This window comes from Teichococcus aerofrigidensis (assembly GCF_054073225.1).
In genome coordinates, this window is the sequence record NZ_JBSXMU010000029.1 from 1 (window position 1) to 13,840 (window position 13,840).

Consider the following 13,840-nt stretch of genomic DNA (forward strand, 5'->3'; position numbering starts at 1 on the left):
CGCCGGCGGTGCTCGCCGTGGCCGGCGCCGGGGCGCCACCGACACTGGAGGCCGCCCTCCGGCGCGCCGCCCGTGGCGACACCCCCCCGCTGCGGCTGCTCGGCTTCCGCCAGGATGCCGGCGCGCTGCTGGAGGCGGCGGATGCGCTGCTGCTGCCCTCGCGGCTGGAGGGCTATCCCCTCGCCTTCCTCGAGGCGGCGCTGCGGCGCTGCCCGGTGGTGGCGAGCGAGGCGGCGCTGGAGGGGCTGGGCGAGGAGGCCGTGGAGGTCGCCTGCCTGGCCCCCACCGGCGACGCGGCGGCCCTGGCCACGGCCCTGGCCACGGTGCTGCGGGGCGGGGCGGAGGTGGCACGGCGGCAGGCGGCGGCCGAGGCCCTGGCGCTGCGGCAGGACGAGGCGGCGATGTGCGCGCGCTACCTCGGCCTGCTGCGCGGGGTGCTGCTCGGCTCCATGGGGGCGGCCCGCTGAATCCGGGCCCGTGACCGCTGGAGAAGGCCGGTGCGGCGGGCCTTCTCAGACGACGCCGTGGCGGCCCATCTCGAGGAACTTCTCGCGCCGCCGCGCCTTCAGCCGCCCGCCATCCAGCGCCAGCAGCGGCTCCAGGCATTCCCACATCCGCGCGCCGAGGGCGGACATCGCCGCCGCCGGGTCGCGGTGCGCGCCGCCCAGCGGCTCGGGCACCACCTGGTCGATCAGTCCGAGGCGGGAGAGGTCCTGGGCGGTCAGCTTCAGCGCATCGGCCGCGGTGCTGGCCTGGGCGGCATCGCGCCACAGGATGCTGGCGCAGCCCTCGGGGCTGATCACCGAATAGATCGAGTGCTCCAGCATCAGCACCCGGTCGGCGGCGGCGAGTGCGATGGCGCCGCCCGAGCCGCCCTCGCCGATGATCGCCGAGACCACCGGCACCGGCGCGTCCAGGCAGGCCTCGATCGAGCGGGCGATGGCCTCGGCTTGGCCGCGCGCCTCGGCCTCGATGCCGGGGAAGGCCCCGGCGGTGTCGACGAAGCTCAGCACCGGCAGGCCGAAGCGCCCGGCCAGCTCGATCAGCCGCCGCGCCTTGCGGTAGCCCTCCGGCCGGGCCATGCCGAAATTGTGCTTCACCCGGCTCTCGGTATCGGTGCCCTTCTCGGTGCCGAGCACCATCACGGCGCGGCCGTGGAAGCGCCCCATGCCGCCCACCACCGCCGCGTCATCGGCGAAGGCGCGATCTCCGGCCAGCGGCACGAAATCCTCGATCAGCGCCGCGACATAGGCCAGCGCCTTGGGCCGGTCGGGGTGGCGGGCGACCTGGGTCTTCTGCCAGGGGGTCAGCTTGGCATAGGTCGCCGAAAGCAGCTTCGCGGCCTTGTCGGACAGCTTGCCGACCTCCTCCGCCACGTCGATGCCGCCGGCATCCGTGGTGCGCCGCAGTTCCTCGATCTTGCCTTCCAGCTCGGCCAGCGGCTTCTCGAAATCCAGAAAATGGCGCATCGCGATCCCGTGTCCAGGCGGCACCCGGTTCAGCCCCCGGGCGCGGAAGAGGGGGTGGCCTAGCGCAGACGGAACGGCAAGGCCAGGGGGGAGGCCATGCGGGAAGGCCGCGCGCGCGACCGCCTCAGCCTGGATAGCGCTCGAACGCCGGCAGGCCATCGAGCGCGGCCATCCAGGGCAGCCGCTCCGCGACCTGGATCTGCGCCCCCGGCGGCAGGGCGGCGGGATCGTCCAGCGTGCCGGTCTGGATATCGACCAGGCCGGGCAGGTTCTCCTCGTTGGCATAGAACAGGCCGGTGCCGCAGTCCGGGCAGAAGCTGCGGCGGCCCCGCGCGGAGGAGGCATAGACCTTCGGGCTGCCGTGGACGACGAGACTCTCCGCCGGCACCATGGCCCAGCCGACCATCGGCGCGCCGGCGTGGCGGCGGCAATCCCCGCAATGGCAGAGGGCGTGATGCAGCACCGCCTCCCGCGGCACCGCGTAGCGGATGGCCCGGCAGTGGCAGCGTCCGGTCAGCATGGCCTCGACTCCCTCCTCGGTGGCACCGATGAGCCTGTCACGACGGGCCGGTCGAGGCCAGCGGGTGGTGGGTCTCCACCAGCAGGCGCAGCCGCTCCTCGAGCACCCGGGTGTAGATCTGCGTCGTCGCGATATCGGCGTGGCCGAGCAGCATCTGCAGCGCCCGCAGATCGGCGCCGCCCTCCAGCAGATGCGTGGCGAAGGAATGGCGCAGCACGTGCGGGCTGACGCGGGCGGGATCGAGCCCCGCCGCCAGCGCGGCCTGCTTGGTCAGCAGCACCAGGCTCTGCCGCGTCAGATGGCCGGAGGCGCCGTAGGACGGGAAGAGCCAGCGCCCCGGCCCCCCGCCCTCGCGCAGCGCCAGGACCGCGGCGCGGGCCCGGGCCGAGACCGGCACCAGCCGCTCCTTGCCGCCCTTGCCCCGAACCAGGATCAGCGGGCTCTCCTCGGAGAGGGCGTTGCCCGGCAGGCCGACCAGCTCGCTGGCGCGCAGCCCCGAGGCATAGAGCATCTCCAGGAGCGCGACGGCGAGCGGACCACGGCGGCCCGGCAGGCCGGCGGCCGCCTCGAGCAGGGCCGTGACCTCCCCGACCCGCAGCGCCTTCGGCACCGGCTGCGGCTGGCGCGGGCGGTCGAGCAGCTCGGTCGGGTCGTCCGGCCGGACGCCCTCCCGCGCCAGGAAGCGGAAGAACTGCCGCAGCGCCGAGAGCCGCCGCGCGGCGGTGCGCGGCGAGAGGCCGGAATCGGTCAGCCCGGCGAGATAGGCGCGCAGCGGCGCCTCCCCGGCGGCCGCCAGGGCGGTGCCGTGGCGGCGGCGCAGGACACCGGCCGCCTCCTCCAGATCGGCGCGATAGGCGGCGAGGGTGTTGCGCGCCGCCCCCCGCTCGGCGGCCAGCATCTCCAGAAAGGCTTCCAGGTGGCGGTCCATGCGCGGCGCCTCAGCGGGGCCGGCGGCCGGAACGGGCCGGCGGCGCCGGGCGATGGAGGGGTCTCAACGGATCGCGTCCTCCCCGGCCGGTGGACGGCGCCCGGCGCGGGCCGCCGGATACCTGGCTCACCAGGGCGCCTGGCTCACCGCGTGCCGAAGCGCTCGTTGGGCAGGGTGCGCTCGACCGCCTGCGGCGTCACCGCCGGCGGAAAGGCGGCCATCACCAGCAGGCCGCCCAGCAGGGCGACGACGAGGACCAGGACAAGGAGCAGAATCGGACGGCGGAACATGGCAGCCGGGGGTATCCTCGCGCGCGGAGCGTGATGTGCTACCTTCCGCCACCGTGTCACGCAACCTCAGCCTCACCATCGTTCCGCCCGCCGCACCGCCGGCTCCCGGTCCCGCCCCCGCGCCGGCCGCCACCCCGGTCCCCGCCCCGGCCGCCGCGCGCGCCGTGGTGCTGATCGGCATGCCCGGCGCCGGCAAGTCCTCCATCGGCAAGCGCCTGGCGCAGCGCCTGGGCCTGCCCTTCCGTGACGCCGATACCGAGATCGAGGCCGCCGCCGGCCAGCCCATCACCGAGATCTTCGCCCGCTACGGCGAGCCGCATTTCCGCGAGGGCGAGCGCCGCGTCATCAGCCGCCTGCTCGCCGGCCCGCCGGTGGTGCTGGCCACCGGCGGCGGCGCCTATGCCGATGCCGAGACCCGCCGCGCCATCCGCGAGGCCGGCGCCGTCGCCGTCTGGCTGCGCTGCGCCCTGCCGGTGCTGCTGCCGCGCGTCTCCGGCCGGGCGACCCGGCCGATGTTCCTGAACCAGGACCCGGTCGAGGTCCTGCGGCGGCTGATGGCCGCCCGTCACCACCTCTATGCCGAGGCCGATCTGATCGTGGACTGTCTGGACGAGAACCCCGAAGCGACCACCGACCGCGTCCAGGGCGCCCTGGACGGCTTCTCCCCGCCGGCCCGCCTGCCGGTCGGCCTCGGCGCGCGGGGCTATGACGTCGTGGTGGGCGAAGGGCTGCTGGCCCGCGCCGGTGCCCTGCTCGCCCCCGCCCTGCCGGCGCGCCGGCTGGCCATCCTGAGCGATGCCTCCGTCGCCGCGCTGCACCTGCCGGCGCTCCGCGCCGGGCTGGAGGAGGCGGGCATCGAGATCCGCGCCAGCCTCACCGTGCCGCCCGGCGAGGCCAGCAAGGGCCTCGCCACCTACGGCTCGGTCCTGGAGGACATGCTGGCCGCCGGCATCGACCGCGGCACGGCGGTGCTGGCGCTGGGCGGCGGCGTCGTCGGCGACCTGGCGGGCTTCGTCGCCGCCACGGCGCTGCGCGGCCTGCCCTTCGTGCAGGTGCCCACCACCCTGCTGGCCCAGGTCGATTCCTCGGTCGGCGGCAAGACCGGCATCAACCTGCGCGCCGGCAAGAACCTGGCCGGCGCCTTCCATCAGCCGCGCATCGTGCTGGCCGATACCGGCGTGCTCGCCACCCTGCCGCCCCGCGAACTGCGCGCCGGCTATGCCGAGGTGGCCAAGCACGGGCTGCTGCAGGGCCCGCTCTGGACGTGGTGCGAGGCCGAGGGGGCGAAGGCGGTGGCCGGCGATCCCGCCGCGCTGCGCCATGCCGTTATGGAGAGCTGCCGCCTGAAATCCGCCGTGGTCGCCGCCGACGAGCGGGAGGAGAGCGCCGAGGGGGGGCGCGCCCTGCTCAACCTCGGCCATACCTTCGGCCACGCCATCGAGGCTGAGTGCGGCTATGACGGCAGCCTGCTGCATGGGGAGGGCGTCGCCATCGGCCTCGGCCTGGCGGCGCGGCTCTCCGGCCTGCTGGGCCTGTGCGATCCGGACCTGCCGGGGCGGGTCGAGGCGCATCTGCGGGCTGTCGGCCTGCCGGCGCGGCTCGGCGACCTGCCGCGCCGGTTCGCGCTGGAGGCGCTGATGCGCCGGATGCGGAAGGACAAGAAGGTGCGCGACGGCCATCTGCGCTTCGTGCTGCTGCGCGGCCCCGGCGAGGCCCTGACCCAGGAGGGCGTCGATCCGCAGATCGTGGAGGCGCTGCTGCGCGCCGAGGGCGCCCTCGGCTGAGAACCCTTGGGCTGAGGCGCCGCCCCGCGCGGCGGGGCGGTCGCCGTCCGCGGGGTCAGGCGCGGGTCGTCGTCTTGACGTCCACGCTGGCCTTGATGGCGTTGGAATAGGGGCAGATGTCGTGCGTCGTCTCGACGAGCCGGCGCGCCTCTTCCTCCGGCAGGCCGGGCAGATAGACGTCGAGTTCGGCGGTGATGCCGAAGCCGCCCTCCGAGCGCGGGCCGATGCCGATCGTCGCCGTCACCGTCGAACCCTCGGGCAGCTTGATCTTGGTCTGGCCGGAGGCGACGCGCATGGCGCCGAGGAAGCAGGCGGAGTAGCCCAGCGCGAAGAGCTTCTCGGGATTGGCGCCGTCGCCGCCCGGACCGCCAAGCTCCTTGGGCACGGCGAGTTGCAGCGCCATGCTGCCATCGGCCAGGGCGGTCTTGCCGTCGCGGCCGCCGCCGGTCGCCGTGGCGGTGGTCTTGTACTTCGCTTCAACGGGCATGCTCTGCTCCTGCTCTCGAAAGGAAGGACGCGCAGCGGCGCCGCGCGCAGGCTACCGGAGGGAAGGCCGGATGTCGCCAGGCCGCCATCCGCTCCACGGGCTCGCGTTTAACCGGAGGCGGCGCGGAGCGTTGCAGCGCCACCGCTGCTTCCCCTTCGGCACATCCCCTGGCGCCTTTCCCTGACCGCGTGCCCTGTGCCATAGGGAAAGGACCATCTGTTGCGACGCATCAAAGCCGGGAGCCTGCCATGCCCCTCTCCCCGCCCGCCGCGCGCAAGCCCCTGCATCGCCGCCAGATCGACATGCACGGCTTCGAGCGCGAGGACGGCCTCTTCGATATCGAGGGCCACCTGACCGATACCAAGAGCTTCCCCTTCGACTCGCTGGACCGCCGCGTGGAGCCGGGCGAGGCGCTGCACGGGATGTGGATCCGGCTCACCATCGATGCCGAGATGGTCATCCAGTCCTGCGAGGCGGCGACGGATTTCAGCCCCTACGCCATCTGCCCGCAGGCGGCGCCGAACTTCGCCCGGCTCGCCGGCCTGAGGATCGGGCCGGGCTTCAACCGGGCGGTGCAGGAACGGGTCGGCGGCACGGTAGGCTGCACGCATCTGCGGGAGATGCTGGCGCAGATGGCCACCGTCGCCTTCCAGACCAGCTACGCGCGGCGCCGCGCCGCCCGCCAGGAGGCCGGACGCGACGGCCGCAAGCCGGCGCAGATCGGCACCTGCCTCGCCTATGCGGAGGACAGCCCGGTGGTGGCCCGGCACTGGCCGGCCTATGTGGCGGGGCGGAAGGCGGCGGAATAGACCAGCTGCCTCAATAGGCCTCGTCACGGCTGAAGAAGGCGGTGACCCAGCGGCGCAGGCGCGAGGGGGTTGGCCCCACCTCCGGCATGGGCGCGGCACTGGGCGGGCCGAGGCGCTTGGCGATGGCCTGGACCTTGGCATCCCGCGGCAGCCGCGCGGCGGCCTCGGCGGCGGTGCGGCGCGCCGCTTCGAGCCGACCGGTCCGCTCCAGCGCCCGGGCCAGGCCGATGGCGGCGGGGCCGCTGTCCGGCGCGCCGGCCAGGGCGTCGCGGAACACCGGCTCGGCCTCCGCCGGCTCGCCGATGAAGAGCAGCAGCTGGCCGAGCCAGAGGAAGGCCTGCGGATCGGTGTTGCCCTCGGCGATCAGCTGGCGCGCCACATGGATCGCCTCCTCGCGGTCGCCCCGGGCCGCCAGGGTGTGGCTCAGGCCCAGCAGGGCCTGCGAATTGTCGCCCGAGCCGTTCGGCCCGGCCTCAGACAGCCCGGCCTGGGACAGCACGGCGCGGAACTGCGCCTCGGCCTCGTCCACCTTGCCGTTGTTGAGCAGCAGATGGCCGAAATGCACCTGCAGCTTGGCATCGCCCGGCGCCTCCTTCACGCCGCGGCGGCAGAGCGTGATGGCTTCCGCCATGCGCCCCTGGGCGCCCAGCACCAGGGAGAGGCCCTGATAGATGTGCCCGACATCGCCGCGCAGCTTCAGCGCGGCGCGGAACGGCGCCTCGGCGGCCTCGGCCTCGCTCATGCCGAGCAGGGCGTGGCCGGCCTGGGCCTGGGAGGCGAAGTCCTCCGGCCGCAGCGCCGCCTGCTGCAGGGCGACATCGCGCGCGGCCTCGCGCCGGCCGGCATCGCGCAGCCGCCGCATCCGCTCGCGCAGCAGCCGGCCCAGATCCTGTTCCGTGACGCCGGGCGGCAAGCCGAGCGCCAGCGCCTTCCGCCACAGCCGGTTGGCCATGGCGACATGGCCGCGGCGGAAGGCGGCATTGCCGGCATGGCGGAACCAGTGCGGGCTGGCATGGCGCCGGGCCCGCAGCAGGCCGGTCAGCCCCTCCAGGTCGGAGGCCAGGAGCCGTTCCAGCACCTGTCGCAGGAAGCCGCTCTCGACCAGCAGCCAGATCGCCGCATGGTCCATGAAAGGGGTCCGCAGCCAGTGGACCCCTGCCTCGTCGCGCAGGCGGGCGGCATGGCGCCGGTCCTCCGGCATGTAGGGATCGGCCAGCAGCACGGCGAAGGCGCCGGCCTCGCCGGGCGCCACCGACATGCCGGCATGCAGCACGGGGTGGTGGAAGCGATGGAAGCGGGCGTCCCACGGCACCTCGCCCGGCGCGATCGAGCTTTGCGGGCAGACCGCCAGGGCATGGCCGGCGCCGACCAGGGCGGCGTACTTCAGCGCCGCGTAGCCGCCCATGCTGTAGCCATAGGTGGCGACCCGGCCGCGCAGGGCGGCGCGCACCGCCGGCGCCGCGGCGGCGACGGAGGCGGCGGGGAACCAGTTCTCCCGCCGCGCCACGAAGCCGATGGTGTTGCAGCCGAGCTTGCCCGCCACCTCCTGGCCCCAGACCTTGTCGCCATTGGGACGGAAGGTGAGATCGGCGAAGGTGACGAGGGTGAGCGCCGCCGCGGCCTCTCCGGCGCCGGGCCGGTGGATCACCACCAGGTGCTCGTCCTCGTACAGCGTGGTGTTGGCGAGGGTGGCCTGGGACATGGCCGGACCGGGCGCGGCGGCTCAGGCCGCCTGCCCCGCCTCCTCGGGCGTCAGCAGGCGGAGCGAGAGGGCGTGCAGCCCGCTGCCGAACTCGGCGGCCAGAGCATCGTGCACGGCGCGTGAGCGCGCCACACGGCTCATCCCGCGGAAGTCGGGCGTGACGAGTTGCACGGTATAATGGGTCTGGCCGCCGGGCGCGGCGCCGGCATGCCCGGCATGCCGGTGGCTGTCATCGGCGATCTCCAGTTCGGCCTCCTGGAAGGTCCGGAGCAGGAGGTTTCGCATGCGTTCGGCACGTGTGCTCATAGGTTGTGCTTTTCCACGACAACTCGCCTGACGCCAAGCAAAAGGTTTGCAATCTGGCGGCTTGCGGCCATCACGATACGCGACCATAAACCTTCAAATGGCCCGCCGCGGCGAACGTCCCAGATCCGACAGCCCCACCCCGACCCAACTGTGCGAAGCGCCCGGTTGCGAGGCAGCCGGGGAATTCCGCGCGCCCCGCGACCGCTCGCGGCTGCGCGATTATTATCATTTCTGCCTCGAACACGTCCGTGCCTACAATCAGGCCTGGGACTACTACAAGGGCATGAAGCCCGAGGAGATCGAGCAGAACCTGCGCGAGGACAGTGGCTGGCAGCGCCCGACCTGGCCGCTGGGCCGCCTTGGCAACACGCGCATCAATGCCGATCTGTTCAGGGATCCGCTGGGTCTCTTCGGCCAGGCGCCGCCGACCCCGCGCAAGAGCGCCCGCGAGGCGCCGCCCGAATTGCGCGCCGCGCTTGATATGCTGGGCCTGGGCTGGCCGCTGGAGCAGGCGGCGTTGCGGGCCCGTTACAAGGAACTCGCCAAGCGCTACCATCCGGACACCAACGGTGGCGACAAGGCGGCCGAGGAACGGCTGAAGGACATCAACCGGGCCTATAGCCTGCTGCGCCGGAGGCTGGCCGACACGGCGGCCGAACACCCGCCCGAGGCGCGGCCTGGCGAGGAGAGGCCCGGCCGGGCCCGCGCCGCCAGCCGCGCCGCCTGATGCAGCACAACCCGAGCAGAGACCGATCGCACCACGACCGATCCCGCCGCCCGTAATACGAGAGCCGAGAGCGAAGAGAGCCCTATGAACAAGGTCGCTACCCTTTCCGACGCCCGCCCCACCTCCGCCATCAACCTGCCGGACATCACCGTCAAGGCGCGCGAGGTGTTCGGCATCGACAGCGACCTGGAGGTGCCCGCCTTCTCGGTTCGCACCGAGCACGTGCCGGAGGTCGACCCCACCTACCAGTTCGACCGCGACACCACCCTGGCCATCCTGGCGGGCTTCGCCTTCAACCGCCGCGTCATGGTCCAGGGCTATCACGGCACCGGCAAGTCGACGCATATCGAGCAGGTGGCGGCGCGGCTGAACTGGCCCTGCATCCGCGTCAACCTCGACAGCCACATCAGCCGCATCGACCTGATCGGCAAGGACGCCATCGTCCTGAAGGACGGCAAGCAGGTCACCGAGTTCCGCGAGGGCATCCTGCCCTGGGCCCTGCAGCACCCCTGCGCCATGGTCTTCGACGAGTACGACGCCGGCCGCCCGGACGTGATGTTCGTCATCCAGCGCGTGCTGGAGGTCGAGGGCAAGCTGACGCTGCTCGACCAGAACCGCGTCATCCATCCGCATCCGGCCTTCCGCCTCTTCGCCACGGCGAACACGGTGGGCCTGGGCGACACCACCGGCCTCTATCACGGCACCCAGCAGATCAATCAGGGCCAGATGGACCGCTGGAACATCGTGGCCACGCTGAACTACCTGCCGCATGCGCAGGAGAGCGCCATCGTCGCCGCCAAGCTCGGCATCGACCCGAAGGATGCCGCGGCGAAGAAGCGCATCGACGCCATGGTGGCGCTGGCCGACCTGACGCGGGCGGGCTTCATCGCCGGCGACATCTCCACCGTCATGTCGCCGCGCACCGTCATCACCTGGGCCGAGAACACCCGCATCTTCGGCGATGTCGGCTTCGCCTTCCGCCTCTCCTTCCTCAACAAGTGCGACGAGGCGGAGCGCTCGACGGTCGCCGAGTACTACCAGCGCTGCTTCAACGAGGAAGTGCCGACCGGCCTGCTGGTCCGCAAGGGCTGAGGGCCGGCCCGGGGAGGCCCGCCCTCCCCGGGCCTTCGGGGCGATCGGCCCCGTGTGATCGTTGAAGGGGCGAGCGCGATGAGCGGCAGCAGCAAGGACCTGACGCGTCAGGAAGAATTCAAGCGGGCCACCGCCGGCGCGCTGCGCGCCATGGCGCGCAATGCCGAGGTGCAGGTGGCCTACCAGCCCGGCCCCTCCGGCCTCGCCGGCAAGCGGGCCCGCCTGCCCCTGCCGACCCGCGCCCTGCCGCCCTCGGAGATGGCGCGGCTGCGCGGCGCGGCGGATGCCATCGCGCTGCGGCTGCGCCACCATGACGAGGCCGCCCACGCCGCCCGCACGCCGCAGCGCCGCGAGGCGCGCGAGGTGTTCGACGCGCTGGAGCAGGCGCGCGTCGAGGTCGTCGGCAGCCGCAGCATGCCCGGCGTCGCCGCCAACCTGCAGGCCCGGCTGAACGAGACCTGCGAGGCCGAGGGCTACGACCGCATGACCCGCAAGGACCAGCTGCCGCTGCCGGCGGCGCTGTCCCTGCTGGCGCGCGAGCGCCTCTCCGGCGAGGTCGCGCCGCAGGCCGCGCAGCGCATCCTGGAGCTCTGGCGCGGCACCCTGGGCGAGCAGGCGGACGCGGCCCTCGAGGAGATGGCCCGCTTCGGCGAGGACCAGGACCGCTTCGCCCGCGCCGCCCGCAGGCTGCTCTCCGCCCTCGACCTCGCCGAGGCCGAGGTGGAGGCCGAGGCGGAGGAGGACGAGGCCGGCGAGGAAGGCACCGAGACCGCCTCCGAGCAGGAGAACTCGGCCGAGGGCGAGGCGCAGAGCCAGGATTCCGATCCCATGATGGGAGCCGAGCCCGAGACCATGCAGGGCGAGGGCGCCGAGGAGGATGGCGAGGCGGAGGAGGAGGACGGCGTGGCGGCCGAGGGCGAGGACCGCCCCGGCGGCCCGCAGCAGCGCAAGGAGGTCGCCCCCTCCGACGATTCCTCCGCCTACCGCGCCTTCACCCGGAAGTTCGACGAGGAGATCTCCGCCGAGGATCTCTGCGACGCCGAGGAACTGGCGCGGCTGCGCCAGCAGCTCGACCAGCAGCTCAGCCACCTGCAGGGCGTGGTCTCCAAGCTGGCCAACCGGCTGCAGCGCCGGCTGCTCGCGCAGCAGCAGCGCGCCTGGGAGTTCGACCTGGAGGAGGGCACGCTGGACGCGGCGCGCCTCGCCCGGATCGTCGCCAACCCCATGCTCTCGCTCTCCTACAAGCGCGAACGCGAAGCGGATTTCCGCGACACCGTCGTCACCCTGCTGATCGACAATTCCGGCTCGATGCGCGGCCGGCCGATCTCGGTCGCCGCCATGTGCTCCGACATCCTGGCCCGCACGCTGGAGCGCTGCTCGGTCAAGGTCGAGATCCTGGGCTTCACCACCCGCGCCTGGAAGGGCGGGCAGAGCCGGGAGCGCTGGGTTCAGGAGGGCAAGCCGCGCAATCCCGGCCGCCTGAACGACCTGCGCCACGTCATCTACAAGGGCGCCGATTCGCCCTGGCGGCGGGCGCGCAAGAATCTCGGCCTGATGCTGCGCGAGGGGCTGCTCAAGGAGAACATCGACGGCGAGGCGCTGGAATGGGCCTATCGCCGCCTGCTCGCCCGCCCCGAGCGGCGCCGCATCCTGATGGTGATCTCGGACGGCGCGCCGGTCGATGACAGCACCCTCTCGGTCAATCCCGGCAACTACCTGGAGCGGCACCTGCGCAAGGTGATCCATGACATCGAGCAGCGCGACATCGTCGAGCTGATCGCCATCGGCATCGGCCACGATGTCACGCGCTACTATCGCCGCGCCGTCACCATCGTGGATGCCGAGGAGCTGGGCGGCACGATGATGAAGAAGCTGGCCGAGCTGTTCGACGAGGATGCCGCCGCCGCCTTCCAGCGCGCCGCCACCGAACGGTCCCCCCTGGTCGCGTGATCCTGTTGAACCGCCGCAGCCTCCTCCTCGGGGCGGCGGCGGCGGCCGGGCTGGGGGCCTGCGCCACGCTGCGGCTGGCCGGGGCGCCCGCCACCCCCCTGCCCCCGCTTCCGCTGCCCGAGGACGCTCCCCTGATCTCCCAGGGCGGCCTGCTGCTGAACCGGCATGTCATCGGCTTCGGCGGCATCTCGGCCCTGCATGTCGATGATGCGCTGACCCTGACCGCCATCAGCGATCTCGGCCACTGGATGCAGGCCGGGCTGGAGATCGACGCCGGGGGCCGTCCGCGGGGGCTGCAGGCGCTGCGCACGGGCCGGCTCGATACCGGCTTCCCCCTCCACCTGCCCGGCGTCTCGCGCGATGCCGAATCCCTCGCCCGCACGCCCGAGGGCGGCTGGCTGGTGGGCTTCGAGCGCTGGCACCGCATCGTCGCCTATGACCGGCTGGATGGGCCGGGGCGGCTGGTGGAGAAGGCGCCGCCGGGCCTCGGCGCGCAGCCGAACAACGCCGGCCTCGAAAGTCTCGCGGTGCTGGCCGACGGGCGCTGGTGGGCGGTGAGCGAGGGCCTCTGGCAGGACGAGGGCATGCTGCGCGCCTGGCTGGGCCGGCCCGGCGGCTGGACCCTGCTGCGCTACCGCCCGGCGCGCGGCTTCGTGCCCACCGACGCCGCCCCCCTGCCGGACGGCGGCGTGCTGATGGTGGAGCGCCGCTTCAGCCTGAGGACACCCGGCTTCAGTGGCCAGCTGCGCCGCATCCCGGCCGCGCAGCTGGCCTCCGCGTCGGCGGAGAGCGTGATCGAGCCGGAAACCCTGCTGCCCGCGGCGGCCCTGCCGCACGAGAACTGGGAAGGGGTCAGCGCCTTCCACCATGCCGGCCGGCCGTGGATCGCCATGGTGGCGGACGACAACGAGATGTTCTTCCAGAAGGGCCTGCTGCACCTCTTCACCCTGCGGGCCGCACCGGAGGCCCTCAGCGGCCGGAGGACGGCACCAGGCGCTGCTTCGGCAGGGTGAGCCAAGCCCGGGCGCCGATGCCCCGCACCGCCTCCAGCCGCAACTCGCCGCCATGCGCCTGCAGGAGCTGCCGTGCCACCGCCAGGCCGAGGCCCAGGCCGCGCGTCCCCTCGCCCCGCGCCGCCGGGCCCAGATCGGCGGCGGCGAGGCCGGACCCCTCATCCTCCACCACGATGGCGAGCACAGCCTCAGACCGGACCAGGCGAAGGCCGATCGGGTCGCCCTCCCGGCTGTGGCGCACGGCGCGGGTCAGGACCTGCATCACCGCGCCGCGCAGCGCCCGGTGATCCGCCCGCACGGCGACCTCCTCGAACTCCGGCGCGATCTCCCAGTGCCGCCGGCCGGGCGCCAGGGCCAGGGAGACCTGCTCCACCGCGTCCCTCAGCAGGGCCGCCAGGGACAGCGTCTCCTCGCGGAGCGCCCGCGGGCCGGCGGCGGCGGCGGCACAGTCATGCGCGTCGGCGGCCAGGCAGAGCAGGGCGCGCGCCTGCCCGTCCGGCGGCAGGTCGCCACCGGTGCCGGCCCGCCCCAGCAGCGCCAGGGCCCGGCCATGCAGCTCCTGCGCGAAGAGGTCGAGCATGCGGCTGCGCAGCGCCAGGTCCCGCGCCAGGGCGTCCGCGCGGGCCTCGGCCCTGCGGCGCAGGCGCCATTGCGCCAGACCGCTGGCCAGGAGGGCGAGCAGGCAGAGGATAAGCAGCAGGTCGGTCAGGTGCGGCGGCATGCGCTCATCCTGCGCGACAACCGCTAAGGAATCACAAAAGGC

At 73.5% G+C, this 13,840-nt stretch carries 15 protein-coding genes; 7 read left to right on the plus strand and 8 right to left on the minus strand.

Going from position 1 to position 13,840, the window contains the following annotated elements; all coding sequences use genetic code 11:
- A partial coding sequence (locus ACVMLK_RS08750) for a glycosyltransferase (RefSeq protein ID WP_457486193.1) occupies positions 1-467 on the plus strand: 467 nt, incomplete at its 5' end.
- 45 nt (positions 468-512) lie between these two features.
- Here the strand turns inward: ACVMLK_RS08750 and ACVMLK_RS08755 are convergent.
- The 4 genes from ACVMLK_RS08755 to ACVMLK_RS08770 all read right to left on the minus strand — a co-directional run bounded on the left by ACVMLK_RS08755 (position 513) and on the right by ACVMLK_RS08770 (position 3,207).
- Complete coding sequence (locus ACVMLK_RS08755) at positions 513-1,469, minus strand: acetyl-CoA carboxylase carboxyltransferase subunit alpha (protein ID WP_198366452.1); 957 nt, start codon at positions 1,467-1,469, stop codon at positions 513-515.
- A 124-nt stretch (positions 1,470-1,593) separates the two neighbouring features.
- Complete coding sequence (locus tag ACVMLK_RS08760) at positions 1,594-1,989, minus strand: GFA family protein (RefSeq protein ID WP_198366450.1); 396 nt, start codon at positions 1,987-1,989, stop codon at positions 1,594-1,596.
- A gap of 37 nt (positions 1,990-2,026) precedes the next feature.
- Positions 2,027-2,917: a site-specific tyrosine recombinase XerD gene (locus ACVMLK_RS08765; protein ID WP_457486194.1), complete on the minus strand. Its 891-nt coding sequence runs from the start codon at positions 2,915-2,917 to the stop codon at positions 2,027-2,029.
- A 143-nt stretch (positions 2,918-3,060) separates the two neighbouring features.
- Entirely contained in the window at positions 3,061-3,207 is a 147-nt protein-coding gene (locus ACVMLK_RS08770) for a hypothetical protein (protein WP_198366448.1), read from the minus strand.
- 53 nt (positions 3,208-3,260) lie between these two features.
- Between ACVMLK_RS08770 and aroB the strand changes: the two genes are divergently transcribed.
- Complete coding sequence (aroB, locus tag ACVMLK_RS08775; RefSeq protein ID WP_457486195.1) at positions 3,261-4,991, plus strand: 3-dehydroquinate synthase; 1,731 nt, start codon at positions 3,261-3,263, stop codon at positions 4,989-4,991.
- Positions 4,992-5,046: 55 nt separating this feature from the next.
- On the opposite strand, the gene ACVMLK_RS08780 is transcribed toward aroB, so the two are convergent.
- On the minus strand, positions 5,047-5,478 hold the full coding sequence (locus tag ACVMLK_RS08780) for an organic hydroperoxide resistance protein (RefSeq protein WP_198366446.1): 432 nt from the start codon (positions 5,476-5,478) through the stop codon (positions 5,047-5,049).
- Positions 5,479-5,726: 248 nt separating this feature from the next.
- Between ACVMLK_RS08780 and ACVMLK_RS08785 the strand changes: the two genes are divergently transcribed.
- A complete protein-coding gene (locus tag ACVMLK_RS08785; RefSeq protein WP_198366445.1) occupies positions 5,727-6,287 on the plus strand; it encodes a DUF2889 domain-containing protein in 561 nt (186 codons plus the stop codon).
- A 10-nt stretch (positions 6,288-6,297) separates the two neighbouring features.
- Here the strand turns inward: ACVMLK_RS08785 and ACVMLK_RS08790 are convergent, their stop codons facing one another.
- Both ACVMLK_RS08790 and ACVMLK_RS08795 read right to left on the minus strand, forming a co-directional pair.
- Positions 6,298-7,989, minus strand: a complete 1,692-nt coding sequence (locus ACVMLK_RS08790) for a tetratricopeptide repeat protein (RefSeq protein ID WP_198366444.1) — start codon at positions 7,987-7,989, stop codon at positions 6,298-6,300.
- 21 nt (positions 7,990-8,010) lie between these two features.
- Positions 8,011-8,295 carry a BolA family protein gene (locus ACVMLK_RS08795; RefSeq protein ID WP_198366442.1) on the minus strand — a complete coding sequence of 95 codons (285 nt, stop codon included), beginning with the start codon at positions 8,293-8,295 and terminating at the stop codon, positions 8,011-8,013.
- 97 nt (positions 8,296-8,392) lie between these two features.
- Here ACVMLK_RS08795 and ACVMLK_RS08800 point away from each other — a divergent pair, with 97 nt between their 5' ends.
- The 4 genes from ACVMLK_RS08800 (at position 8,393) to ACVMLK_RS08815 (ending at position 13,077) form a co-directional block, all read left to right on the plus strand.
- The gene (locus ACVMLK_RS08800) at positions 8,393-9,022 is read left to right on the plus strand and encodes a J domain-containing protein (RefSeq protein ID WP_198366441.1); all 630 of its coding nucleotides are present in this window, start codon (positions 8,393-8,395) and stop codon (positions 9,020-9,022) included.
- An 84-nt stretch (positions 9,023-9,106) separates the two neighbouring features.
- The gene (gene cobS, locus ACVMLK_RS08805) at positions 9,107-10,114 is read left to right on the plus strand and encodes a cobaltochelatase subunit CobS (RefSeq protein ID WP_198366440.1); all 1,008 of its coding nucleotides are present in this window, start codon (positions 9,107-9,109) and stop codon (positions 10,112-10,114) included.
- A gap of 78 nt (positions 10,115-10,192) precedes the next feature.
- Positions 10,193-12,064, plus strand: coding sequence for a cobaltochelatase subunit CobT (gene cobT, locus ACVMLK_RS08810; protein ID WP_198366439.1), 1,872 nt, complete (start codon positions 10,193-10,195; stop codon positions 12,062-12,064).
- Positions 12,061-13,077: an esterase-like activity of phytase family protein gene (locus tag ACVMLK_RS08815; protein WP_457486196.1), complete on the plus strand. Its 1,017-nt coding sequence runs from the start codon at positions 12,061-12,063 to the stop codon at positions 13,075-13,077. The genes cobT and ACVMLK_RS08815 overlap by 4 nt, the downstream gene beginning before the upstream one ends.
- Here ACVMLK_RS08815 and ACVMLK_RS08820 read toward each other — a convergent pair.
- A complete protein-coding gene (locus ACVMLK_RS08820) occupies positions 13,034-13,798 on the minus strand; it encodes a sensor histidine kinase (RefSeq protein WP_198366437.1) in 765 nt (254 codons plus the stop codon). The two genes, ACVMLK_RS08815 and ACVMLK_RS08820, sit on opposite strands and share 44 nt — an antisense overlap.
- Positions 13,799-13,840 lie beyond the last annotated feature (42 nt).